This is a genomic window from Longispora urticae, assembly GCF_053902585.1.
Genome location: NZ_JAQZSH010000016.1, coordinates 1 through 22,892 on the forward strand (window position 1 = coordinate 1; position 22,892 = coordinate 22,892).

A 22,892-nucleotide genomic window follows, 5' to 3' on the forward strand; every position below is an offset into this window, starting at 1 on the left:
CTCACCCCGGGCGCCAMGGCCCACGTGCTCGCCGTCGAGCAGGCCCTCAACAGCAGGGGCCTGCTCGCGGCGTCCGCCGTGGACGGCCACTTCGGCTCCTCGACGGTCTCGGCGTACGCCGCCTGGCAGCGCCACCTCGGCTACTCCGGGATCGACGCGAACGGCCTCCCGGGCGCCACCTCCCTGACCAGGCTCGGCGAGACCCGCTACACGGTGACCAGACCGGTGCGCGCCGGCTCCCGGACCGACGAGTACGGCGGCCGGCAGGTCAACGCGCGCACCGCCACCATGCTCGCCGCCGCCGACGCCACCCTGCCGTGGAGCATTACGCTCAGCCAGGGCTCGTACACCACGGAGGACCCGACCTCGGCGGGTACGCACGACGGCGGCGGGGTCGTCGACATCTCCGTGGCGGGGCTGTCGACGACCCAGCGGTGGCGGCTGGTGCAGGCGTTGCGCACGATCGGCTTCGCGGCGTGGCTGCGTACCCCCGAACAGGGTTTCCCGTTCCACATCCACGCCGTCGCGGTGAGCGACCCGGAGCTGTCGGCCCCGGCCCAACGCCAGGTCCACGACTACTACTTCGGGAGGAACGGCCTGGCCAGCCACGCGCCGGACGACACCCCGACGGCGTACCGGGCCCCGTTCACCTGGTGGGAGAAGTCCCAACGCGCCTAGCGGCCACCGGCCCGGCCCGCGCCCGGGCCGTCACACCCGCCGGCCCCCGCACCTGCCGGGCCACCGCACCCACCCCGGGCGCCCGGAGCCGGGGTCAGGGCGTGATCAGGATCTTGGCCAGCAGCGCGACGAGCTGGGTGCGTTCGGCGCCGGTGAGCCGGCCGAGGAACTGCTCCTCAAGGACGTCGGCGTCGGTGTCCACGGCGGCCAGGGCCGCCCGGCCGGCGTCGGTGACGGTGACGATGTAGGCGCGCCGGTCGCGGGGGTTGCGTTCGCGCGCGACGAGCCCCGACGTCTCGAGGGCGTCGACCGTGCCGACCATGGTGGTGCGGTCGGTGCGCAGGCCCTCGCTGAGTTCCTGCTGGGAACGGGGGCCGACGGTGGCGAGCATGTCCAGGACCAGGTACTGGGTCAGTCCGAGGTCGTGGGCACCGGCGGCGGTCTCGCCGATCCGGGTGGCCGCCGACCCCGCACGGCACAGGCCGATGATGCGGCGGCGGGCCATGAGCTGCTGGAAGTACGCGGCCGGCGGCGGGGTGCTCATGTCCGCGAGCCTACCGGACAGGTGATCTGTCAACAGTTGACCGGTCCTCGGTCCCGGCCCGGGCGGGGAGCCGGCCGGGCCGGGCCAGGCGGGCGTGTTCGCGCCGGGCCCAGTCGGCGACCCGGGCGGGATCGAGGGGGCCGCCGTGCCCGACGTGCAGCCGGTCCGGCCCGAGGGCGAGCATCGCGCGCAGGCTCGCGAGGTTGCCCCGGGCGTCGTCGTGGAACGGGGGGTTCGCCGGCCGGGTGGCGAGCGTGCCGAGGAAGGAGCCTGCGATCATGTCCCCGGCGAGCAGGTCGCCGTCGTCGGTGAGTACGGAGACCGAGCCGGGGGTGTGGCCGGGGGTGGGGATGATCCGCGCGCGGACGCCGTACCCGTCGAGGCGTAGTTCGCCGTGCAGCACGAGGTCGGGGACCACGGGGTCGACGGCCACGTGCAGGGCGGGGTTGCGGGCGAGCAGGGCGCCGAACGGTCCCGTGGGCAGGTACGGCTCGCGGACCCGCCCCCGCGAGTAGGGGCCGAGGTCGTCCGCGTGGCCGGCGACGGGCGCCCCGGTGAGCCGGCGCAGTTCGGCGGCGGATCCGAAGTGGTCGATGTGCCCGTGGGTGAGCACGATCAGCGCCAGGTCGGCGGGGTCCACCCCGTGCGCGATGACCTGGTCGAGGATCCGCCGGGCGCTGCCGGGCGTGCCGGCGTCGACGAGGACGGGGCGGCGGCCGAGCACCAGGTGGGCGTTGATGGTGTGTTTCCCGACGACGGGGATGGCGACGACCTTCGTGCTGGGCACGGGACCTCCATGGGCTGATAGGTGATCGGTAAACTATCAGGGCATCACGTGATTGGGCAATAGTTGACGACCTGACGGGTTGCGGGGTGGGCCGCCCACCGTCAAGCGAGCGTTCAGCGGATAGTGCGCCGGTCGGTGGCGAGGACAATCCACAGACATGGATTCGGTACTGACGCAGGTGCTCCTGCCCGTGGCCCTCGGGATCGTCATGCTGGGCCTGGGCCTCAGCCTGTCCGTCGCGGACTTCCGCCGGGTCCTGGTGTTCCCCCGGGCGGTCCTCGTGGCGCTGGTCTGCCAGATGCTCGTGCTGCCGGTGGTCTGCCTGGGCATCGTCCTCGCGTTCGACCTGCCGCCGTTCCTCGCCGTGGGCATGCTGCTGCTGGCGGCCTCGCCCGGCGGCACCACGGCGAACCTCTACAGCCACCTGTTCGGCGGCAACGTCGCCCTGAACGTGACCCTGACGGCCGTGAACTCGGTCCTGGCCGTGTTCACCCTGCCGGTCGTGGTCAACCTCGCGCTGGGGTACTTCGTGCGCGACGCCGAGCAGATCGGCCTGCAGTTCGACAAGGTCGTGCAGGTCTTCGCGATCGTGCTGGTGCCGGTGGCCGTGGGCATGCTGGTGCGGAGCCGGGCGCTCGCGTTCGCCGAGCGGATGCGCGGGCCGGTGCGGATCTTCTCGGTGGTGGTCCTCGTGCTGGTGATCGCCGGGGCGATCCTGAAGGAGAAGGACCACATCGCGGGGTACTTCGCGGTGGCCGGCGCGGCGGCGCTGGCGTTCAACCTGGTCAGCCTGGCCGTCGGCTACTACGCGCCCACCCTGGCCGGGGTGGGGCGGTCCGAGTCGGTGGCCGCCGCGATGGAGATCGGCATCCACAACGGAACGCTGGCCATCGTCATCGCGACGACCCTGCTGCACAACACGGAGATGGCCGTGCCGGCGGCGGTCTACAGCCTGATCATGTTCTTCACGGCCGCCGGGTTCGGCTACCTCGTCAGGTCCCGCGCGACCCGGGCAATCTGAGGAGAAAAGAACGAACACCGTCGGCCGCATTACCTCTCGGTGAATATCGGAATGCTTTCCGTGCACGGATTCCGCGACACGGAATAACGCGAAACACGCGCCGGGTACGTAATGCAGGCGCACCCGATAAAGGCCCCGCGCATTCCGACTGTGCCTAACGGCACACTGGTGGAATTCTCCTGTTCGTCATACTGAATCCGCACGAGACGCCCAGTCCTGCCGCCTGTTCCGCCGCTCCCAAAGTGGCAGGTCACGCCACTTGATGTTCTACTTTTAGGACAGTTGACCGCGTGGGGAATCGGAGTGTCATGGCCGAGGTGCAGCAGTTCGCGCTCGGGTGGGTCACCCCCGTCGCGGCGTACGTGATCGCGGTATTCGGTTGCGGTATCGGATTGGTCTGCACGTCCAATGCGCGAAATCATCCCTCCATGGCCGGCCGGCAATGGTGGCTCGTCGCGGGCGCCTTCTCCATCGGCTGCTGCGGCATCTGGACGATGCATTTCACGGCGATCGTCGGCTTCGACGTACCGGGCACGGACCTGCGGTACGACCCCGCGATGACGGCCGCGAGCGCGCTGATCGCGGTCCTGTCCGTGGGCATCGGCCTGTTCGTCGTGGGCTTCGGCGCCGCGTCGGCCTGGCGCATCCTGCTCGGCGGCGTGTTCACCGGCCTCGGCGTCGCCGCGATGCACTACACGGGCATGGCGGCGATGCGGATGGGCGGCACGGTCACCTACGACACGGTCTACTACGTGGCCTCGGTCCTGATCGCCGTGGCCGCGTCCACCGTGGCCCTGTGGTTCACCCTGAAGATCCAGCGCTGGGCCTCGATGGTCGGCGCCGCCCTGATCATGGGCCTTGCCGTGGTCGGCATGCACTACACCGGGATGTTCGGGATCCAGGTGCACCTGCACCGGGCGGCCGACGTCTCGGGCGGGGTCAACCGGTTCGTGTTCATCGCGCCGATCGTGGCGATCGTGGGCTGCACACTGTTCGGCCTGCTCTTCGTACCCCTCGACCAGAACCGCCGGCCCGCCGCGAAGCCCGAACCCTCCCGGGTCGCCTGACGCATCGACGGATCCTGTCGCATAGGCGGAAATCGCCGAACTCGGCCACAATGGCGGCGAACGATCGAGGGGTCACGGATCGAGAGGCGCGGACCATTGACTGAGGCGACCATCCAGGCGAACGAGACGACCATCCCGATGCTGCCGTGCGTGTCGGTGGACGACACCGCCGCGTTCTACGAGATGCTCGGCTTCGAGGTCACGTACCGGCAGGCGAAGCCGTACGTGTACCTCGCGCTGACCATGAGCGGCTTCCACCTGCACTTCACCAAGGCACCCAGGGACCTGGACCCGGCGAAGGAGGCCGGCGGCTGCTGCCTGGTGATGGTCGACGCGGTCGCCCCGTACCACGCCGCCTTCACCGCGGCCATGCGCGCGGCCCACGGCAAGGTACTGGCCACCGGGCAGCCGCGGATCACCCGGTACCGGCCCGGTGCGAGCCGGTTCACGCTCGTCGACCCGTCGGGCAACAGCGTCCTGTTCATCCAGCGCGACGAGCCCGTGGAGCTGGAGTACGGCGGGTCGAAGGAGCTCGAGGGGCTGGCCCGGGTGCTCGACAGCGCCCGGATCCTCCGCGAGTTCAAGAACGACGACCGCGCCGCGTACCGGACCCTCACCTCCGGGCTGCGCAGGCACGGCGAGCGGGCCCCGGCGGTGGACCGGGCGCTGGCCCTGGCCGCCCTGATCGAGGTGGCGACCGCCCTCGGCGAACCCGAGCGGATCGCGCCACTGCTGGAACAGTTGCGGGCGGTCCCGCTCACCGAACCGGAGCGGCGCCGGGTCTCGGAGGAGCTGGAGGTGGTCGAGGGGATGGCGGTCTGGCGCGCGGGGGACGGCGCCTGACGGCCGGCGGGAGCCGTACCCGTCGGAACGGTCGTCCTGGGTCTCCGCCCGCCCGGTGTGTCCCGCCGGCCCCGGTCGGGCGGTCGACGACGCCGGGCCCCTGACCTGCCCGCTAAGGGTCAAGATCGGGGTTGTTCCCGATGCGGGTGGGCCGCCCGTGACGGATCGTTGAGGGCATGACGAAGACGATGAGCAGGCCCCGTAATCGCGTGATCGCCGGTGTGTGCGCCGGGCTGGCCGACCGGTTCGGGATGAGCCCGAACACCGTCCGGCTCCTGTTCCTCCTGTCCTGCCTGCTGCCGGGTCCCCAGTTCCTGATCTACATCGCGCTGTGGATCATCATGCCGAGCCGGGACTACTAGCCGGACCGCCCCGTGGCCGTGCGGGCCACGGGGCGCGGGCTGACGGCGGTAAATGCGTTGTCGCGGGTGCCCGCCTCGGTGACACTGTGGCGGACCGCGGCGACCGCCGCTCCTGGGCCGGGCAGCGCTGCCCGTTGCGTGGAAAAGGCAGACACCTCTGATGGGTACTGACGCGAGTGGGCTCACCGCCCTGCTGGAAGCCGAAGCCGCACGGTTCACGCTCCAGGAGCCCCCGGACCCGACCGCCCCCGCCGGGGTCGTGGAACTGGAGACGGTGCGCGCCGGCAAACCCCTCGGGGTGGGGATCTACGTCCGGCACCTGACCACCGGCGAGGAGGCCGCGGTCCGCCCCGACGTGGTCTTCGAGACCCAGAGCGTCATCAAGCTGGCGCTCGCGGTCCGTTCCCACCAGCTCGCCGACGCCGGGCGGCTCGACCTGGACGAGCGGGTCCGGCTGACCCGGTCCGACATCGTCGGCGGCTCCGGTTTCCTGCGCTACCTCCAGCCGGGCGCGGAGGTCACCGTCCGGGACCTGGTGACCATGATGCTCCTCGCGAGCGACAACACCGCCACCGATCTGCTGCTCGCCCGGGTCGGCGGCCCCGACGCGCTCAACGCCTGGCTGGCGGAGTCGGGGTACACCCACACCCGCTTCGCGCAGAGCGTGCAGGACGCCGCCCGGTTCCCGTACGTGCTGGCGGACCCGGCGCACGCGTCGCTCACCGGCGCCCAGGCCTACGCGCTCGGGCACGGCGATCCCGGGTGGGCGGGCATGACGCGAGAGTGGCAGCAGGGGATCGAGGACCAGATGGCGGCCCTCGTGGCCCGCCCGCTCGACGAGGTCCGGGCGCTGGCCGGGGAGCGCGGCCTGCCCACCTGCTTCGGCCAGATGACGCCGCGAGAGGCCGGCCGGATGCTGGAGTCGATCGAGCGCGGGACCGCGGCGTCGGCCGCCGGCTGCGCGGAGATGCTGGCGGCCCTGCGGGAGCAGCAGCTGGGCGAACGGCGCCTGCCGGGCCTGCTGGAGGAGCCGGTCGCGCACAAGACCGGCGACTACCCGCCCTTCGACGCCAACGACATCGGCGTCGTCTACGCGGCCTCGGGTCCGATCGTCATCGCGGTGTTCGCCAACGACCTCGCGGGCGACTACCAGCAGGAGGAGGACCGGATCGGCCGGATCGCGCGCGTGGTGGTCGACCACTTCGAGGCCGCCGACCGCGCCTGATCCTCGCCGACCCGGCCCTGACCCCGGGCCACGGTGCGCCGTTCCGTGCGCCGGGCGGGTTCGGCGGGCGCCCGGCGGGCCCACGCCGTGACCTGGACGCCCACATCGGCCGGCCGGCCCGGCGCCACGTCGCCGGACCCGGGGCGCCGGTCGGCGCGGCATTGACCCGGCGGTCGGTCTGTGGTCGCCTTGCCTCCGGTCGACCGGGACCCGGAGGAGGCGAAGTGACAGTCGAGGCGACGACCGGCGCGGGCCTGGCCGGCCACCTGGAGCTGCTGGGCCTCGACCCGGCCGAGTGCGCGGCCTACGAACGCCTCCTCCTGGCCCGCGACACCGGCCCCCGGGACCCCGGCGCCCCCGACGCCCCGGCACTGCACAGCCTGGTCGAGCTCGGCCTGGCCACGGTCGACCCGCTGTCGGGGGACCGGTTGGTCGCCGTGCCGCCGGACGTGGGCCTGGAGATCCTCGCCGGCCGCCGGCAGGCCGCGATCCACCGGGCCCGGTCGACGGTGCTGGCGGCGTACGAGGAGTTCCGCCGGTCGCGGCACTCGCACCCGGCCGACGGGGTGGTGGAGGAGGTCGCGGGGGAGGCGATCCGGCAACGGATCCGGCAGGTCGAACGCAGCGCGACCGCCGAGATCCGCCGGTTCGACACCCCGCCGTACTTCTTCCCCGACGTCGCCAACACCGTGGAACTGGACCAGCTCGCCACCGGCATCCGCTACCGGGTGGTGTACGCGGCGGGGTCGCTCGCCCGCCCCGGCTACCTGGACGGCAACATCGCCCCGTGCGTGGCCGCCGGGGAGCAGGCCCGCCAGGCGCCCGGCCTGCCGGTGAAGCTGACCCTGGTCGACGACCGGCTGGCGCTGCTGTCGCCGTCGGTCCGGGCCGCGGAGTCCAGCCCGGTGCTGCTGATGGTCCGGCCGTCGGGGCTGCTGTCGGCGCTGGCCGGGCTGTTCGAGCTGACCTGGCGCACCGCCGCCCCGCTGTACCCGGCGGCCACGTCCCCGGACACGTGCGGCCCGCCGCCCGCCGAGCGCAGGCTGTTGGCACTCCTGGCGGCGGGCGCGACCGACGAGCACGTGATCCGGGACCTGGGCCTGAGCCGGCGGACCTTCTACCGCCGGCTGGGCGCGCTGATGACCCGGGCGGGCGCGGCGAACCGGGTCCAACTGGCGATGTACGCCCGGCGCGCGGGCTGGCTCTAGGCCCGGTGTCGGCCGGGAACGGAACCGGACCTAGAGCCAGCCGAGGTCCACCGCCGCCACGGCCAGCTGGAACCGGTTCGCCGCCCCGGCCCTGGTCATCAGCACCTCCAGCCGGTGGTACAGCGTCCGCCGGCCGATGCCGAGCTCGACCGCGATCCGCTCGTCGCTGGCGTCGGCGACCAGCAGGGCCAGCAGCCGGCGCTCGTCGGCCCGCAGCGGGCTGTCGCGGCGGTAGAACGCCAGCCCGAGCGCCCAGCACTGTTCGACGAGCCCGATCAGGCCGGTCAGCAGGCTGCCCGGTCCGACCCGGGTCATCGACCGCATCGCGGCGGTGTCCTGCAGCGTGTGGCCGACGTAGGCCACCTCGTCGTCGAAGATGGACACCTTCACTGGCAGCGCGTCGAGCATCCGGGCGCGTTCGCCGTGCTCGGCGGCCGGGATGATGTTGCCGGCCAGGTAGCCGGGCAGGGTCAGGGACGCCGCCGCGTACACCACCTGGTAGTCGACGCCGCGGTCCAGGTTGGCCAGCTGTTCGCGGTTCGGGGTGGACGCGGCGTAGTGCGGCGGGGAGTCCAGCATCCGGACCAGGCGGACCGCGTTGCGTTCGGCGTCCTTGATCCGGGCGCGCATCACCGGGCCGGAGAGCACCTCGACCGTGCCGCAGCCGTCGGCCTGGGGACCGGCGGCGTACGCGTTGCGGACCGCGATCCGCGCGCCGGCCAGGTCGGCCTCGCGGCGGTGGGTGAGCAGGTCCAGGGCCACGGTGGGCGGTACCGGCTCCAGGTGCTGGGCGACCCGGTTGGCCAGGCCGAGGTCGAGCAGCCGGGTATCCGTACCCGTCGGGGGGTCGTTATCCGTTCTGAGCAGTGCGACGTAGGCGTCGGCGTCGGCCGGGGCGAGTCCGAGCAGGCGGAGGTCGGCGGCGAGAGCCTCCGTACCCATCGTGGGTTCCCTTCGTCCCGGTGCACATTCGTGCCACTGGCAGTCGACTGCCCCGCAGCTTAGTGACCTGCGGGTAGACAGGGCCATCGATCCGCAATTCTGACGAGAGGTGAAACGATGAGAGCCAGACACGTCGTGGCCGCGGCCACGGCAGTGCTGCTCGGTGGGGCGGTCGTCGTCGCGGGCACCGCCGGGGCGCAGACCGCCCCGACGGCGGCGCCGGCCGCGGACCTCGTGGTCACGGTGGTGGGTGACCTGTGCGGCACGTCCTGCGACCAGACGGCCGACCTGGCCACCGCGATGAACCCGGACGCGGTGATCACCCTGGGCGACAACGCCTACGAGGACGGCACGCTCAGCGAGTACAACAACTCCTACGACCCCTACTGGGGGAAGTTCAAGTCGATCACGTACCCGTCGGTGGGCAACCACGAGTACCAGACGAGCAACGCGTCGGGCTACTTCGACTACTACAACGGCGTCGGACAGGCCAACGGCCGGGCCGGCGAGCGCGGCAAGGGCTACTACAGCTACAACCTCGGCGACTGGCACTTCATCGCGCTGAACACCAACATCGCGGTGACGGCCGGCTCGGCCCAGGAGCAGTGGCTGCGCGCCGACCTGGCGGCCAACACGAAGAAGTGCACCGCCGCGTACATGCACCACCCCCGGTTCAGCCGCGGCGACCACGGGACCAGCACCAAGCCGCAGCCGCTGTGGCAGGCGCTGTACGACGCCAAGGCCGACCTGGTCCTCGCCGGCCACGACCACAACTACCAGCGGTTCGCGCCGATGAAGCCCGACGGCACCCTCGACACCGCCAACGGGCTGCGCCAGCTGCTCGTCGGCACCGGCGGCCGTGGCCTGTACGGCTTCAACCAGACCGCGCCCAACTTCGAGGTCGGCAACGACTCGACCCTCGGCGTGGTGAAGCTGACCCTGAAGCCGACCGGGTTCCGGTACGACTTCGTGCCGGTGGAGGGCCGGACGTTCACCGACTCCGGCGAGGGCACCTGCCACAAGGCGACCGGTTCCACCCCGACGCCGACGTCCTCTCCGACGTCGTCGCCGACGGCGAGCCCGACCCCCACACCCACTCCGACGGGTACGCCGGGCGTCGGGTTCACCGACGACTTCGAGACCGACAAGGGCTGGACCGTCAACCCGGCCGGTTCCGACACGGCCACGGCCGGCAAGTGGGAGCGCGGCGACCCCGAGGCGACCACCGACAACGGGGCCAAGCAGCTCGGCACCACCACGAGCGGCTCGAACTCCCTGGTCACCGGCAGGCTCGCCGGCGCGTCCTCCGGGACGAACGACCTCGACGGCGGGGTCAGCTCCATCCGGTCGCCCCAGTTCGCCGTGACCGCGGCGACGTCGAACCTGTCGTTCCGCTACAACTTCGCGTACGGCAGCAACGCGTCGTCCAGCGACTACCTGCGGGTCCGGGTCGTCGGCGCGAGCACCACCACCACGGTGTTCGAGAAGCTGGCCAGCGCCACCGACACCGACGGGGTCTGGCAGACCGGCACGGCCGACCTGGGCGCGTTCGTCGGCCAGAACGTCCGGCTGCTCGTCGAGGCCGCCGACGCGAGCGGGGCCAGCCTGGTCGAGGCGCAGATCGACGACGTGCGCACGGCGGGCGGCGGGCGGCAGACGTTCACCAACGCCACGGCGTACCCGATCCCGGACAACGGGACCGTGGACAGCCCGATCGCGGTCACCGGCGTGCCCGGCCAGGCCTCGACGGCCGTGTCGGTCAGCGTGGACATCACCCACCCGTACCGGGGCGACCTGCAGCTGGATCTGATCGCACCCGACGGCACGGCGTACCGGTTGAAGAGTTCGGACAGTGACAGCGGCGACAATGTGGTCGCCACCTACACCGTGGACGCCGCCACCGAGACGGCCAACGGCACCTGGATCCTGCGGGCGCGCGACACCGCGGCCTCAGACGTCGGCCGGATCAACAACTGGCGCATCACGCTGCCCTAGCAGGAGAGAGTTTCTTGTACCTCGCGACAAGCAGGTCGGCGCCCCCCACCACCCCGGGGGGCGCCGGCCCCGCGCGCGTGTCGGGCACCGTGATGGGGCTCGGGCTGGTCAGTTTCTTCACCGACGCGTCCTCGGAGCTCGTGGCCGCGTTCCTGCCCGTGTACCTCCTCTACGGCCTCGGCATCGGCTACCTCCAGTTCGGCGTCCTCGACGGCCTGTACACGGGCGCGACGGCCGTCCTCCGCCTCGCCGGCGGCCACCTCGCCGACCGCACGGCCCGGCCCCGGGCGGTCGCCCTGTTCGGCTACGGGCTCTCCGCCGTCACCAAGCTCGGCTTCCCGCTGGTCGGCGGCTCGGTGGCCGGGATCGGCGGCCTGCTCGCCGCCGACCGGGCCGGCAAGGGCATCCGGACCGCGCCCCGCGACGCCATGATCACGGCGGCCTCGCCCCGGGCGGCGCTGGGCCGGGCCTTCGGGGTGCACCGCGCGCTGGACACCGCCGGGGCGCTGCTCGGGCCGCTGCTCGCGTTCGCCCTGCTCGCCGGGGTCGGCAGCGCCTACGACGCGGTGTTCGGCACCAGCTTCTGCCTCGCGCTGATCGGCGTGCTGATCCTGTTCTTCTTCGTCCGGGTCGAGCCGCCGGCCCCGGTCCTGACCTCGTCCCCGGCCCCGGTCCTGACCTCGTCCCCGGCCCCGGCCGTGGCCCGCCCCCGGGTCACCCTGCGCGGCAGCCTGGCGCTGCTCCGCAACGCCGCGCTGCGCCGGGTCGCCGGCTGCGCCCTGCTGCTGGGCCTGGCCACCGCCGGGGACGCGTTCCTCTTCGTCACCCTCGCCGAACGCAGCGGGATCGGCGGCAACGCCCTGTCGCTCATGCCCCTGGGGACCGCCGCGACGTTCCTGCTCGCCGCGATCCCCGTGGGCCGGCTCGCCGACCGGCTGGGCCGCTGGCGGGTGTTCCTCGCCGGCCAGGTCCTGCTCGTGGCCGGGTACGCGCTGCTCGCCGGCCCCCTGACCGGCTGGGCGCTCCTGCCGGTGGTCCTCCTCCTGCACGGCCTGTACTACGCGGCCACCGACGGCGTCCTGATGGCCCACGTCGGCGCGCTGCTGCCCCCGGAACTGCGCTCCACCGGCCTCGCGCTCGTCCAGACCGGACAGGCGCTGGCCCGGATGGCCGCCGCCGTCACGTTCGGGGCGCTCGCCCAGGGCTGGGCGCTGCGGCCCGCGTTCACGGTGTTCGCCGCCGCCCTGCTGGTCGCGACTGTCGCCAGCGCCGTCGTCCACCGATCCACCGACAGGGAGTACGCATGAACCGCCGGCTCGCCGGAATCCTCACCATCGCCGCCGTCCTGCTCGCCGGGGCCGGCTACGTCGGCTGGACCGTGTGGCGGCAGCGCCCGGCCAGCGCGGCCACCGGCGGACTGGACCCGGCCCGGTCCGGCACCCTGCTCTACGTGGACGAGGCGGCCGGCGACCGCCGGGTCGGCCAGGTGGCCCCCGGCGGGGAGGCCTCGACCGGCGACCTGCGCTGCCTGCGGATGTACTCCGCCGGCGGCACCACCGTCTGCCTGCGCGCCCTCACCGTGCCCGCCGGCTTCGAGGCCCTGCTCCTCGACCGGAACCTGGCGAAGATCCGCACGGTCCGCGTCGACGGCACCCCGAGCCGGGCCCGGGTGTCCGCGTCCGGCCGGCTGGTCGCGTGGACGGTGTTCCGGGCCGGCGACTCCTACGACCCCGGCCGGTTCTCCACCACCGCCGGGATCTACGACACCGCCGACAGGAAGCTGTACGGCTCCCTGGAGGACTTCACCCTCACCGTCGACGGCGCCCCCTACGACAGGCCCGACGTCAACTTCTGGGGCGTGACCTTCGCCGCCGACGACCGGACCTTCTACGCGACCCTCGGCTCGGCCGGCCGGACCTGGCTGCTGCGCGGCGACCTGCGGGCCCGCACCCTGACCGCGATCCACGAGAACGCCGAGTGCCCCGCGGTGTCGCCGGACGGCACCCGGGTGGCGTACAAGAAGCGCGGCGCGGGCGGGGCGTGGCGGCTGCACGTGCTGGACCTGGCCTCCGGTCGGGAGGTCGCCCTGGCGGAGACCGCGAACGTCGACGACCAGGCGGTGTGGTTCGACGCCACCACGGTCGGGTACGCGACCACCCCGGCGGGGGCCGCGCGTCCGGCGGTGTTCGCGGTGCCCGCCGACGGGTCGGGCGCGCCCCGGCTGGTCCGGTCCGACGCGTCCTCCCCGGCGCCGCTGGGCTGACCCGTGGCGGGTCGCTACGGGTTGATCGACAGGAACACGAACGCGCCGAACAGCACCAGGTGCACGACCCCCTGCAACCGGGTCGCCCGCCCGGGCACGACGGTCAGGATGCTCACCACGACGGTCAGGGTGAGCAGGACGGTCTGCGTCGACCCCAGGCCGAGGAGCAGCGGCCCGTCGAGCCACAGCATGGCGACGGCGATCGCCGGGATGGTCAGCCCGATGCTGGCCATCGCCGAGCCGAGCGCCAGGTTGAGGCTGGTCTGGAGCTGGTTGCGCCGGGCGGCGCGCAGGGCGGCGAGGGTCTCGGGCGCCAGGACCAGCAGGGCGATCACGACGCCGACGAAGGACAGCGGGAAGTCGACGGCGCGGACGGCCGACTCGATGGCCGGCGACTCGACCTTGGCGAGTCCGACGACGGCGACGAGGGCGGCGACGAGCAGTGCGAGGCTGATCCACGTGGCACGGAGGGTGGGCGGCGGCGCGTGCTCTCCGTCGTCGGGGACCGCCGGATCGCCGGGCGTCACGGTGTCGTCCGCGCCGCGCGAGCTGGACCCGGCCACGCCGGGCGCCCCGGCGTCGACCGTGCCGGACCCGGCCGCTCCGGAGTCGACCGTGCTCCGCGCCCCGTTCCCGTCAGCGGCCGCATCCCGCAGCCCGCTCCCCGCGGCGGCCGTGCCCCGTACCTCGGTCTCCGCGAGCGGCGGCGTCCGGACCCAGGGCCCGTCCGGTGTCACGGGCAGGAAGAAGTCCCGGTGCCGGATGGTCTGCGCCCCGACGAAGCTCGCGTACAGCACCAGGGACGCGGCGGCGGCGAACGCGAGCTGTCCGGTGGAGAACTCCGGCCCCGGCCGGCTGCTGGTGAACGTCGGCAGCACCAGGCTCAGCCCGGCCAGGGAGGCGACGGTGGCCAGCGCCGCGCCGCTGCCCTCCGCGTTGAACAGGGTCTCCCCGAACTTCAGCGCCCCGGTCAGCAGAGAGATCCCGACGATGCCGTTCAGGGTGATCATCACGGCGGCGAAGACCGTGTCCCGGGCCAGCGAGGAGGCACCCTCGCCGCCGGAGATCATCAGGGTGATGATCAGCGCGACCTCGATCACGGTGACGGCCACCGCCAGCACCAGGGAACCGAAGGGCTCGCCGACCCGGTGCGCGACGACCTCGGCGTGGTGGACGGCGGACAGCACCGCCCCGGCCAGTACGAGCGCCACGATGCCGACCAGCACCGGCCCCGGCTTCCGGCCCCAGGTCACCGCGAGCAGCAGCAGCGCGAGGATCGGGAACGCCGCGGCGGCCACGGTGACCGGAGAGGTGCGCGCTTCAGTAGTACCCATACAAGGGGTCTACAGGCCGGGCGGCGCCGACGAGCGAATTTGGCGAAAATAGGAACAGACCAGACGGCGGGTACGCGGACACCTTCCCGGGCCGGTGACCGGTGCGTCAGGGGCCGGGCCAGGAGGTACACGTCCACGTGCCGCCGTTCCGTTCGACGAGGAACGGGACGGCGTGCGGCAGGGGTCTGCCCCAGACGGCGGCGCCGAGTCCGCAGAGCTCGCTGAGGCCGACGGTCAGGCTGGCGACGTGCCCGACGACGGCGACGGTCCCGCCCGGGTGCCGGGAGGCGATGTCGGTGAGGGCGGCCGTCACCCGTGCGGCGACCCCGGCGCCGGTCTCGCCGTCGTCGGCGCGGGCGGACAGGTCGCGGTCGACGATCCACGCGCGCAGGGTCGCGGCGTCGACGTCGGCTTCGAGCAGCCCGGGTGCCGGGACCGGGGCGACGCCGACGACCCGCGCGAGGACGCCCGCGGTGTCGCGGGACCGGACGGCGGTGCTGTCGTAGACCCCGTCGAGCACGGTGCCCCGGAAGGTCGTCGCCGCCGAGGCCGCCTGCTCCCAGCCGCGGGGGGTCAGCGGCGCGGGCGGGTTGACGCGGCCACCGCCGCCGAACGCGGTGTCGGCCTCGGCGTGCCGCAGGCAGAAGATCCGGACATGATCGGTCATCCGGGCACTATCCCGTGTCCGCGGGCGCCGGCGGCGACGGGGGTCGGACACCGCCGACGCAACCGGTGCCCCACTGTCCAGGCAGGACGGGTCGACGACGGAACCACGGCGACGGGTACGCGGGGCAGCGCGCACCGGTCCCCACGTCCTAGTGTGTGCGCCATGTACCCGCCGCGCCTCCGGTCCGATCTCCGGGTGGCCTCCCCGAAGCTGGAGCGCGTGGAGCTGGGCGCCATCCTCGTCGTGATCGGTGTGGGGCTGGTCGCCTCGACCGTGCGGATGACGTTGTTTCCCGGGCGGTACTCCCCGTGGTGGGTGCCCCTGGTGGCGTTGACGTTGTTTCCGCTCGGGATGTCCGTCCTCCAGCATGTCCGGACCAGGCTCGGTGGGCGGCCGCCGGCGCGCCTCGTCGTGCACGGGAGCGGGTTCGTCGCCCCGCCTCTCTTCCACGCGCGTGCCGGCCGCCTGCTCAAGCCGCTGGCACTGGTCGCCTGGTACGGCGTCCTCTTCGTCCGGGGGTTCGGGCACCCGACCATGGCCGCGTGGCTGGCCGTGCTCCTGCTGGCGACCATGGTGGCGCTGTTCGGGCTGCTCCGCCCCGGCCCGACGGTCGTGCTCACCCCGGCCGGCGTGGAGTTCCGCACCTGGTGGCGGACGAGGTGGACCCCGTGGGACGAGATCACGGCGGTGTGGTTCCGGCTGTCTGTCGACGTGCGCGACCGGGGCTCGTGGTCGATCCCGGACAACCGGCTCAACGTGTGGCCCGGCTACACCGCGGACGCGATCGCCTACTACCGGGACTCTCCCGGGTACCGGCACCTGATCGGCGTCTCCGGGGAGCTCGACCGGCTGCACCGGGAGCTGTCGGAGATCTGGGTGCTCAGAAACGAGCGGGTCCGCCGGACCGGGCGGTGGTCGCGGCTCCTCTGGCCGCCCACCGAATGAGCGCGCCGTCCGGCTGGGGGCCGGGCCGGGGTGGCCGCGCCCAGCCTGGGCGCGGCCACCCCGGTCGGTTCAGAACTGCAGGGACCACACGTCGATCTTGCCGACGTCGTTGCTGGCCACGTCCTGGACCCGCAACTTCCAGACCCCGTTGGCCGCGGCGGGCACCGTGGCCGAGTACGTCTTGAGCACGTTGTCGGCCGAGTCGCTGTTCGGGAAGTCCTCCAGCACGACCACGGTGCCGTCGGGCTTGACCAGGCTGAGCACCAGGTCGCCCCGGTACGTGTGCTTGATGTCCACGGCCACGGTCACCGACGACGCCCCGGAGACCCCGGACACCGTGATCGGGCTCTCCACCGTCGCGTTGTCGGTGATCGCCACGTCGGCCGCGTTCTCGAACCGGGGTCCGCCCGGAGTGCCGCAGTACTGCTGCTGCTTGCCGATCGCCCGGTACGGGCAGTCCGCGTACTCCGACAGCTTCAGCACCGCCTCCTTGTTCCGCGACGTCTGGGCCGGGATGACCTCGTCGGGCGGGTAGAAGCCGCCGCCGCCCGAGGACGGGTACATCTCGAAGGTGTACGCGAAGATCTTCTGGTCGGCCCACAGCCAGTCGATGACGATCCCGTCGGCGATGTACAGGTCACTGGCCTGCTCGGGGGTGTAGTTGTTCGTCGCCGCCATCTGCTGGCCGATCGTCGCGAAGGTGCCGCGCTGGTCGGCGTTCATCACCGGGTCGGTGTCGGCGCTCTGGTAGCCGTAGGGCCACAGCACCAGCTCGGAGTACGTGTGGAAGTCGATGGCGACCTTGATCTGCTGCACGCCGCCGACGTTGCGGGTCCGGACCCAGTCCGCGTACTTCTTGGACTCCGGCGCGGAGAACGCCGACGGGCCGCGGTAGGTCTCGCTGGACGTGCTGCTGGACGAGCCGCCACAGCAGCCGAACTTGTACGCCCAGTTGCGGTTGAGGTCCGTGCCCACGTTGGACGAGCCGGCGTTGGGCTGGCGGTTCTTCCGCCACGACCGGTAGGAGCCGGTGGCGATGTCGTACTCGCCGCCGTCCGGGTTCACGTCGGGCATGATCCAGAACTCGCGGCTGTTCACGAGGGCCGTGATCCGCGGGTCGGTGCCGTAGTTGTCGGCGAGCAGGTGCATCAGGTAGATGGCCATCTCGACGGTCAGGTGCTCGCGCGCGTGCTGGTGCGCGTTGAACAGGATCTCCGGCTCGTCCTCGTCCGTGGCCACGTTGTCCGAGATCTTGATCAGCATCAGGTCGCGGCCCTCGTACGAGGTGCCGTAGCTGAGCTTCTTGAAGATCGCCGGCTTGGCCGCCGCGAGGTTGTTCACCTCCGTGGTCAGCTCGGCGTAGTCGTGGTAGTTGGAGTCGGCGGGCGGGAAGCCGGCCAGTCCGGGCAGGGCGTGGTCGTCGTGCTGCCGGGGGGCCTTCTCGATCCCGAAGCCGAGCTTGCCGATCGCGGCGATCTCCGTCCGGGTCGCGGTGACGAGGACGCGGCCGTGTTCGACGAGGTCGACCGACGCGCCGGTCCGGGCGATCGCGTTGACGTCCGCGTTCGTCCGGGGGCCGGTCAGCACGTACTCGGCGGAGGAGTTGTCCGCGGGTTCCCGGACCGGGCCGGCGCCGGCCGGCGTCGACAGGGCCAGGCCCAGGACGAGGGCGGCGCCGACCAGGAGCCAGCGTGATCGGCGGAAGAAGAGGGGGTTCATCGCGCCTCCAAGGGTGCAGGGTGCTACCCACTTCACCGCTTCGGCGCGCGAGAATCAATCAACGTCAATATATTGGCAGATACGTCACCTGCCGGACAGGCCGGCGCCGCCCCCCGATCGGTCGGACCGGGCACAGCCCGACCGTGCCGGTCCCGCCCCGATCGGCCGCACCCGGCGGCCACCCGCAGGTCAGTGCCGCCCCCGCTTCCGCCGTTCCTCCCGCCGCTCCCCGGACCCGAGGTCCGCGGTCTTGTACGTGACCAGGGGCACCGTGGTGGCCACCGGCGTGGCGAGCCCGTGCCCGACGAGGTCGCCGATCACCTGCTCGATCCGCTTGTACGCCGTCGGCGCCTCCTCGAACAGCAGCTGCCGGTCCCCGCACACCACGAACGACCCCACCGGGGTCCGGCGCAGCTCCTCGACGGTGTGCTTGGCCCGGCCCCGGCGGAGCGCGTCGGACCGGGACATCTTGCGGCCCGCGCCGTGCGCGACCGAGTGGTTGGCGTCCGGCCCGGCGTGCGCGGCCACCAGGTACGACGGGGTGCCCCGGGTGCCGGCGACCAGCACGTCGCGGCCGTCACCCGGCGCGGCCCCCTTGCGGTGCAGGTAGACCCCGTCGCCGTACTCGACGGAGTTGTGGCACATGTCGACGACCGGCTCGGCGGGCCGGGCCCCGAGGGCGAGGGCGACCCGCGCGGCGATCAGGCGCCGGTTCGTCGACGCCCAGCGCACGGCGTGGTCGTGCTCCGCCAGGTACCCGGCGGGGTCCGCGGCCGGGCCGGCCCCGTGCACCTCGGTGTGCGCGCGCAGGATCTGCTCGCCGAGCCCGCGCGAGCCGCTGTGCACGATGAGCACGACGTCGCCGGCCGCGAGCCCGAGCCGGCTGGCGTGGTCGTGGTCGAGGACGGTCCCGACCTGGGCGAGCTCCACGAAGTGGTTGCCGCGCCCGACGGTGCCGAGGCCCTCGACGTGCTCGGGGACCTCGTCCAGCACGTCCCAGGCGGGGTCGTCGGCGTCCGGCTCCAGGTCGAGGTCGGGGAACCGGGTGGCGAGCCGTTCCGGTACCACCCGCTTGATCCTGATCGGGAAGACGGCGATGCCGCACCCGATGTCGGAACCGACCAGCAGCGGGTACAGCACGGTGGACGCCATGGCCGCGCCGATCGGGGCGCCCTTGCCGGGGTGCAGGTCGGGCATGCCGGCGACGTGCAGCATGCCGTCGAGCGCGGCCACCTGGCGGCACTGGTCGACGGCGTCGGACTCGATCCAGCTGGTGGGGGAGGCGAAGACGGTGACCGTGCCGGGGGTCGCCGGGGCGGCCGGGGGCACGGGAGGGTGCTCGGACAAGGAGGCTCTCTTCGGGGCAGGCTGATCAGACGACGGCGCGGTGGGGTGGGCACACCGGGCCGTGGGGAGGGCAGTCCGTCAGAACGTCATCCGCCTACCTTGCCCCGGACCCGCCGGCGGGGCAATCGGATTTCCCCGGGTATCCCAATGCGCGAGAATGTCGAAGCACGGGTAAATCTGTGTGTTAATGTTGGAAGATGTTCACACCTGGCGCACCCCCGGCCGGTCTCGGTGGCGGCTACCTCGGCCCCGGAGACATCCCGGTCGACCCGGAGACCCTCCGCGCCGGATAGCCCGCACGCCCGCCGGCGCGCGTCGGCGTGCCGTGCCGGGACTCCGCGCGCCCTGCCCGTTTCTCCCGCCGACATGGGTCGGGGCCGACCACCCGAAGGTGGCCGGCCCCTGCTCTCCCTCTCGGGGAGTTCCTGGGTGTGGCGGCTACAGCGTGATCGACCAGGTGTCGAGGACGCCGTAGTCACCCGGGCCGTAGTCGGTGACCCGCAGTCGCCAGGTGCCGGCGGCGGCGGAGTTCACCGGTACGGAGTAGGTCCGCGTGCCCCCGAACTGGGTGCACGGGTAGTTACCGGTACCGGAGTACTTGACCGGGTAGATCACACCGTTCGGCGCGATCACGCTGATCCCGAGGTCCTCGGCACAGGTGTGGTCGATGGTGATGGACAGCTGCACCGGCGACACGGCCGCGCCGGTCGCGGTCGAGGACACGTTGCTGAAGATCTGGTTGTCCGCGATCGTGTAGTTGGTGCCGTTGGTGAAGGTGCGCCCGGTCGGCGGTTGCGTCGTGGGCGGCTGGGTCGTGGGCGGGGCCGTGGTCGGCGCGGTGCCGTTCACGGTCAGGGTGTAGGTGGTGTTGTGCGTGACGGAACCGGTACCCGTGATCGTGATCGTGGAGGTGCCGGGGGTCGCGCTGGCCGCCACCGCGAACGTCACGGTGGAGTCGGAGCCCGACTGCACCGACGAGGGGCTGAAGGACACGGTCACGCCCGAGGGCGCTCCCGAGGCGGTCAGGTTCACGGTCTGCGCGCTGCCGGTGGTGGTGGCCGTGTTGACGGTGGCCGTCACCGAGGAGCCGCGGTTGGCGTTGCCGGAGGTCGGGTTCACCGAGACCGAGAAGTCGTTGGTCGGGGTGGACGTGCCGACGGCGAGGTTCCAGATGGCGTAGGCGATGCCGTCCGCGCCCCGGTTCAGCGCCGTGGCGTTGATGTTGTTGGTGGTGTCGCACGAGGCGTGGTAGCAGGGGTCGTACGCGGAGTTGGCCGTGCCACCCCACTTCTGCTGCTGCGCCGAGGTCTTGCGGGCGGAGGCGCCGGTGGCGTAACCGCTGGTGGCGATGCCCGCGTTCTTGAACGAGGCGTCATCGGAGCGGCCCTGGCCCTCGACGTTCTCCTCGGGGGAGAGGTTGAGGGAGTCCCAGTAGTCCTTGAGCGGCTTGGCCGTCGCCGTGTTGACGTTGTTGATGAAGTAGCCGGCGTTGGTCGAGGCGATCATGTCGAAGTTGTAGTAGCCCTTGATCGCGCTCTTCTGGGTCGACGAGAGCGAGTTGACGTAGAACTCGGAGCCGTTGAGCCCCTGCTCCTCGTCCGTCCACCAACCGAACCGGACGTGCTTGGTCATGGTCGGGTTCGCGCTGGCCAGGGCCAGTGCGGTCTCCAGCAGCGCGGCCGAACCGGAGCCGTTGTCGTTGATGCCCGGGCCCGCGCTCACCCCGTCGAGGTGCGCGCCGAACATGACCGTGTTGGCGGTGTCGCCGCCCGGCCAGTCCGCGATCAGGTTGTTCGACGTGTACGTGCAGCCGCTGTTGCAGGTCTGCTCGACCACGTTGTAGCCGGCGGCCGTGAGCTTGCCCTTCACGTAGGCCAGCGAGGCCGTGTAGCCCGCGCTGCCCGCCCGGCGGTTGCCGCCGTTGTTCGACGCGATCGTGTTGAACTGGGTCAGGTGCGCCTGCACCTTCGCCACGTCGATGTCCGGCACCGTCGGGTTCGGGTTCACCGAGCCGACGGTCAGGTTGTAGGTCGCCGTGTGCTCCACGGAACCCGCGCCCTTCACCGTGATCGTGTAGCTGCCCGCCGCCGCCGAGGAGGTGGTCGCGACGGTCATGGTGCTGTTGGAGCCGGACTGCACCGAGGCCGGGCTGAACGACACGGTCACGCCGGACGGCGCCCCCGAGGCGGTCAGGTTCACGGTCTGCGCGCTGCCCGTGGTGGTCGTGGTGTTCACCGTCGAGGTGACCGAGGAACCCGGCTGGACACTGCCGGAGCCCGGGTTCAGCCCGATGGAGAAGTCGTTCTGCGTGTTCGGCGCACAGGTCGCCTCACCGGACTGCGCCGGCATGCTGATCGCGTCCCACGCGGCCTTGGTCTTGTTGTAGAGACCGCAGGTGCTGTCCAGGTTCTTCGCGGCCTGCAGCGTGGCGATCCGGTACTTCTTGTGCGTCATGCCCGAGGTCTTCAGCAGCATGCCGTTGTAGAAGATCTTGCCGGCGTTCTGGATGCCGACCCCGGTCACGGTCGTGCTGTTGCAGGTCGGGCTGTTCGGCTTGCCGTTGCCGGGGGCCGAGCCCTCGGCGAGCAGGTAGAACCAGTGGTTCAGCGGCCCGGCCGCGTCGTGCACCTCGGTGTTCGGGATGGACGAGGAGTAACAGTTGGGGCTGCGGCCGTCCTTCGAGGGCTCGTACATGTACCGCAGCGGCTTGCCGTTGCCCGAGAAGTTGACCCGCTCGCCGGTCTCGTAGTCCGGGACGTCCACCGAGCTGTTGATGTAGTGCTCGGTCAGCGCGCCGAAGATGTCACCGGTCGCCTCGCCCAGGCCGGCCTCCGACGACGTGCCGCCGGGGGTGTTCTCGTCCAGGCCGTGGCCGTTCTCGTGCCCGACGACGTCGAGGCCGGTCAGCCACTGGTTCGCCGAGTTGTATCCGAACAGGGTCGCGTTGGGCACGTAGTCCCAGTACGCGTTCTGGTCGGACAGGCCCACGTACGACGGCCAGCCGCCGCCGTTGCCGTTGAAGCCGTTGCGGCCGAGCCAGTTCTTGAGCATGTCCCACTCGCCGGCGTTGGCGTACATCACGTCCACGCAGCCGGAGACCTTGTCCGTCTTGCTGGAGCTGCCCCACACGTCGTCGGTGTCGGTGAAGATCGCACCGGCGCTGCCCGAGTAGTTGGCGCAGCTGATGTTGCCCCGGGTCGGGTCCTGCATCTTGTACGAGCCGGAGGAGCCCGAGGTCGGGATGCTCAGGTTCGAGCCGCTCCACACGCCGGTACCGGTGCCCGCGTGGATCTCCTCCGCGGAGTGCGCGACCTTGCCGGTGTTGGCGTCGACGTACACGTTCTGCCGGCTCGGCCGGGTCGCCTTCTCACCCGGGTGACCGCCGCCGTTCGCCGTGCCCGACACCACCACATGCCAGGCGAGTACGGGCTGCGGCTGGTCGAGGGTCAGGACCACCAGCTTCGGGTCCGTGGCCTTGTCGACCTTGGAGAGCCGGGCGCGCGCGGCGGCCGTGGCCTGCTCCGCGCTGATCTGGGGCTGCGGGTTCAGCGCGATCGGGGTGTTGCTGCCCGACACCGTGCTGAGCACCTTGCCCGCGGCGTCCGTGGCCACGACAGCATCGCCACCGACCACCGGCAGGCCACGGTAGGTGCGGTCGTAGGACACGTAGTACAGCGTGTTGCTGCCGGGGTCGCCCCCGGTGTAGACGGCCCTGCGGTCGAACTGCTCGTTCGGGCCCTTGCGCAACGCGTCCAGTCCGCTCGCGGCGGCCTGGTCGGCGGCGGCGACGGCCAGCCCGACCGGGTCGGCGGCGGCCTTGGCGATCGGCGACTGCGCGGCCGACCAGGACAGCGCGGCGGCCGTCCCGGCGACCACGGCGAGGGCAAGCCCCGCCGCCGCGACCGGCAAACCGGTTCTGCGTCTCATTGGTGCTCCTTTAGCCGA

The 22,892-nt window shown here is 72.2% G+C and carries 19 protein-coding genes; 11 read left to right on the forward strand and 8 right to left on the reverse strand.

Features of this window, described 5'->3' with window-relative positions:
• Nucleotides 1-678: peptidoglycan-binding protein (locus tag PT931_RS07945; protein ID WP_456245028.1), on the forward strand; the 678-nt coding region annotated here is incomplete at its 5' end.
• A gap of 94 nt (nucleotides 679-772) precedes the next feature.
• On the opposite strand, the gene PT931_RS07950 is transcribed toward PT931_RS07945, so the two are convergent.
• Both PT931_RS07950 and PT931_RS07955 read right to left on the reverse strand, forming a co-directional pair.
• Nucleotides 773-1,222, reverse strand: coding sequence for a MarR family winged helix-turn-helix transcriptional regulator (locus tag PT931_RS07950; protein ID WP_456245029.1), 450 nt, complete (start codon nucleotides 1,220-1,222; stop codon nucleotides 773-775).
• A 10-nt stretch (nucleotides 1,223-1,232) separates the two neighbouring features.
• The gene (locus PT931_RS07955) at nucleotides 1,233-2,009 is read right to left on the reverse strand and encodes an MBL fold metallo-hydrolase (RefSeq protein ID WP_456245030.1); all 777 of its coding nucleotides are present in this window, start codon (nucleotides 2,007-2,009) and stop codon (nucleotides 1,233-1,235) included.
• A gap of 157 nt (nucleotides 2,010-2,166) precedes the next feature.
• Between PT931_RS07955 and PT931_RS07960 the strand changes: the two genes are divergently transcribed.
• The 6 genes from PT931_RS07960 to PT931_RS07985 all read left to right on the forward strand — a co-directional run bounded on the left by PT931_RS07960 (nucleotide 2,167) and on the right by PT931_RS07985 (nucleotide 7,735).
• Nucleotides 2,167-3,030: a bile acid:sodium symporter family protein gene (locus PT931_RS07960; protein WP_456245031.1), complete on the forward strand. Its 864-nt coding sequence runs from the start codon at nucleotides 2,167-2,169 to the stop codon at nucleotides 3,028-3,030.
• A gap of 290 nt (nucleotides 3,031-3,320) precedes the next feature.
• Entirely contained in the window at nucleotides 3,321-4,097 is a 777-nt protein-coding gene (locus PT931_RS07965) for an MHYT domain-containing protein (RefSeq protein WP_456245032.1), read from the forward strand.
• Between the two features lie 96 nt (nucleotides 4,098-4,193).
• Nucleotides 4,194-4,940, forward strand: a complete 747-nt coding sequence (locus tag PT931_RS07970; RefSeq protein WP_456245033.1) for a glyoxalase — start codon at nucleotides 4,194-4,196, stop codon at nucleotides 4,938-4,940.
• Nucleotides 4,941-5,116: 176 nt separating this feature from the next.
• The gene (locus PT931_RS07975; RefSeq protein ID WP_456245034.1) at nucleotides 5,117-5,302 is read left to right on the forward strand and encodes a PspC domain-containing protein; all 186 of its coding nucleotides are present in this window, start codon (nucleotides 5,117-5,119) and stop codon (nucleotides 5,300-5,302) included.
• Between the two features lie 160 nt (nucleotides 5,303-5,462).
• A complete protein-coding gene (locus PT931_RS07980) occupies nucleotides 5,463-6,527 on the forward strand; it encodes a serine hydrolase (RefSeq protein ID WP_456245035.1) in 1,065 nt (354 codons plus the stop codon).
• 224 nt (nucleotides 6,528-6,751) lie between these two features.
• Complete coding sequence (locus tag PT931_RS07985; protein WP_456245036.1) at nucleotides 6,752-7,735, forward strand: hypothetical protein; 984 nt, start codon at nucleotides 6,752-6,754, stop codon at nucleotides 7,733-7,735.
• Nucleotides 7,736-7,765: 30 nt separating this feature from the next.
• On the opposite strand, the gene PT931_RS07990 is transcribed toward PT931_RS07985, so the two are convergent.
• On the reverse strand, nucleotides 7,766-8,677 hold the full coding sequence (locus tag PT931_RS07990) for a hypothetical protein (protein WP_456245037.1): 912 nt from the start codon (nucleotides 8,675-8,677) through the stop codon (nucleotides 7,766-7,768).
• Nucleotides 8,678-8,794: 117 nt separating this feature from the next.
• Between PT931_RS07990 and PT931_RS07995 the strand changes: the two genes are divergently transcribed.
• From PT931_RS07995 to PT931_RS08005, 3 genes are read left to right on the forward strand one after another with little or no spacing between them, the layout of a single operon-like run.
• Nucleotides 8,795-10,672 (forward strand): proprotein convertase P-domain-containing protein, encoded by a 1,878-nt coding sequence (locus PT931_RS07995; RefSeq protein ID WP_456245038.1) that lies wholly within the window; start codon nucleotides 8,795-8,797, stop codon nucleotides 10,670-10,672.
• A 14-nt stretch (nucleotides 10,673-10,686) separates the two neighbouring features.
• Nucleotides 10,687-11,979: an MFS transporter gene (locus PT931_RS08000; RefSeq protein ID WP_456245039.1), complete on the forward strand. Its 1,293-nt coding sequence runs from the start codon at nucleotides 10,687-10,689 to the stop codon at nucleotides 11,977-11,979.
• Nucleotides 11,976-12,935: a TolB family protein gene (locus tag PT931_RS08005; RefSeq protein WP_456245040.1), complete on the forward strand. Its 960-nt coding sequence runs from the start codon at nucleotides 11,976-11,978 to the stop codon at nucleotides 12,933-12,935. Before PT931_RS08000 ends, PT931_RS08005 begins: the two co-directional genes overlap by 4 nt.
• A gap of 14 nt (nucleotides 12,936-12,949) precedes the next feature.
• Here PT931_RS08005 and PT931_RS08010 read toward each other — a convergent pair whose 3' ends face one another.
• Together PT931_RS08010 and PT931_RS08015 are read right to left on the reverse strand one after the other, a co-directional pair.
• A complete protein-coding gene (locus PT931_RS08010) occupies nucleotides 12,950-14,269 on the reverse strand; it encodes a calcium:proton antiporter (protein ID WP_456245041.1) in 1,320 nt (439 codons plus the stop codon).
• Nucleotides 14,270-14,375: 106 nt separating this feature from the next.
• Nucleotides 14,376-14,936 carry a histidine phosphatase family protein gene (locus tag PT931_RS08015; protein ID WP_456245042.1) on the reverse strand — a complete coding sequence of 187 codons (561 nt, stop codon included), beginning with the start codon at nucleotides 14,934-14,936 and terminating at the stop codon, nucleotides 14,376-14,378.
• Nucleotides 14,937-15,098: 162 nt separating this feature from the next.
• On the opposite strand from PT931_RS08015, the gene PT931_RS08020 reads away from it, so the two are divergent.
• Nucleotides 15,099-15,881 (forward strand): hypothetical protein, encoded by a 783-nt coding sequence (locus tag PT931_RS08020; protein ID WP_456245043.1) that lies wholly within the window; start codon nucleotides 15,099-15,101, stop codon nucleotides 15,879-15,881.
• 69 nt (nucleotides 15,882-15,950) lie between these two features.
• On the opposite strand, the gene PT931_RS08025 is transcribed toward PT931_RS08020, so the two are convergent.
• From PT931_RS08025 to PT931_RS08035, 3 genes are all read right to left on the reverse strand, one after another.
• The gene (locus PT931_RS08025; protein ID WP_456245044.1) at nucleotides 15,951-17,600 is read right to left on the reverse strand and encodes a M14 family zinc carboxypeptidase; all 1,650 of its coding nucleotides are present in this window, start codon (nucleotides 17,598-17,600) and stop codon (nucleotides 15,951-15,953) included.
• A 189-nt stretch (nucleotides 17,601-17,789) separates the two neighbouring features.
• Nucleotides 17,790-18,947, reverse strand: a complete 1,158-nt coding sequence (locus PT931_RS08030; protein ID WP_456245045.1) for an RNA ligase RtcB family protein — start codon at nucleotides 18,945-18,947, stop codon at nucleotides 17,790-17,792.
• A 438-nt stretch (nucleotides 18,948-19,385) separates the two neighbouring features.
• Entirely contained in the window at nucleotides 19,386-22,874 is a 3,489-nt protein-coding gene (locus tag PT931_RS08035) for a M28 family peptidase (RefSeq protein ID WP_456245046.1), read from the reverse strand.
• Between the last annotated feature and the right edge of the window lie 18 nt (nucleotides 22,875-22,892).

Coding starts and splice junctions, on each gene's coding strand:
- PT931_RS08035 (WP_456245046.1), bottom strand. CDS start 22,874: ATGAGACGCAGAACCGGTTTGCCGGTCGCGGCGGCGGGGCTTGCCCTC.
- PT931_RS08025 (WP_456245044.1), bottom strand. CDS start 17,600: ATGAACCCCCTCTTCTTCCGCCGATCACGCTGGCTCCTGGTCGGCGCC.
- PT931_RS07950 (WP_456245029.1), bottom strand. CDS start 1,222: ATGAGCACCCCGCCGCCGGCCGCGTACTTCCAGCAGCTCATGGCCCGC.
- PT931_RS07990 (WP_456245037.1), bottom strand. CDS start 8,677: ATGGGTACGGAGGCTCTCGCCGCCGACCTCCGCCTGCTCGGACTCGCC.
- PT931_RS08005 (WP_456245040.1), top strand. CDS start 11,976: ATGAACCGCCGGCTCGCCGGAATCCTCACCATCGCCGCCGTCCTGCTC.
- PT931_RS08010 (WP_456245041.1), bottom strand. CDS start 14,269: ATGGGTACTACTGAAGCGCGCACCTCTCCGGTCACCGTGGCCGCCGCG.
- PT931_RS07980 (WP_456245035.1), top strand. CDS start 5,463: ATGGGTACTGACGCGAGTGGGCTCACCGCCCTGCTGGAAGCCGAAGCC.
- PT931_RS07975 (WP_456245034.1), top strand. CDS start 5,117: ATGACGAAGACGATGAGCAGGCCCCGTAATCGCGTGATCGCCGGTGTG.
- PT931_RS07995 (WP_456245038.1), top strand. CDS start 8,795: ATGAGAGCCAGACACGTCGTGGCCGCGGCCACGGCAGTGCTGCTCGGT.
- PT931_RS08015 (WP_456245042.1), bottom strand. CDS start 14,936: ATGACCGATCATGTCCGGATCTTCTGCCTGCGGCACGCCGAGGCCGAC.
- PT931_RS08020 (WP_456245043.1), top strand. CDS start 15,099: ATGTACCCGCCGCGCCTCCGGTCCGATCTCCGGGTGGCCTCCCCGAAG.
- PT931_RS07960 (WP_456245031.1), top strand. CDS start 2,167: ATGGATTCGGTACTGACGCAGGTGCTCCTGCCCGTGGCCCTCGGGATC.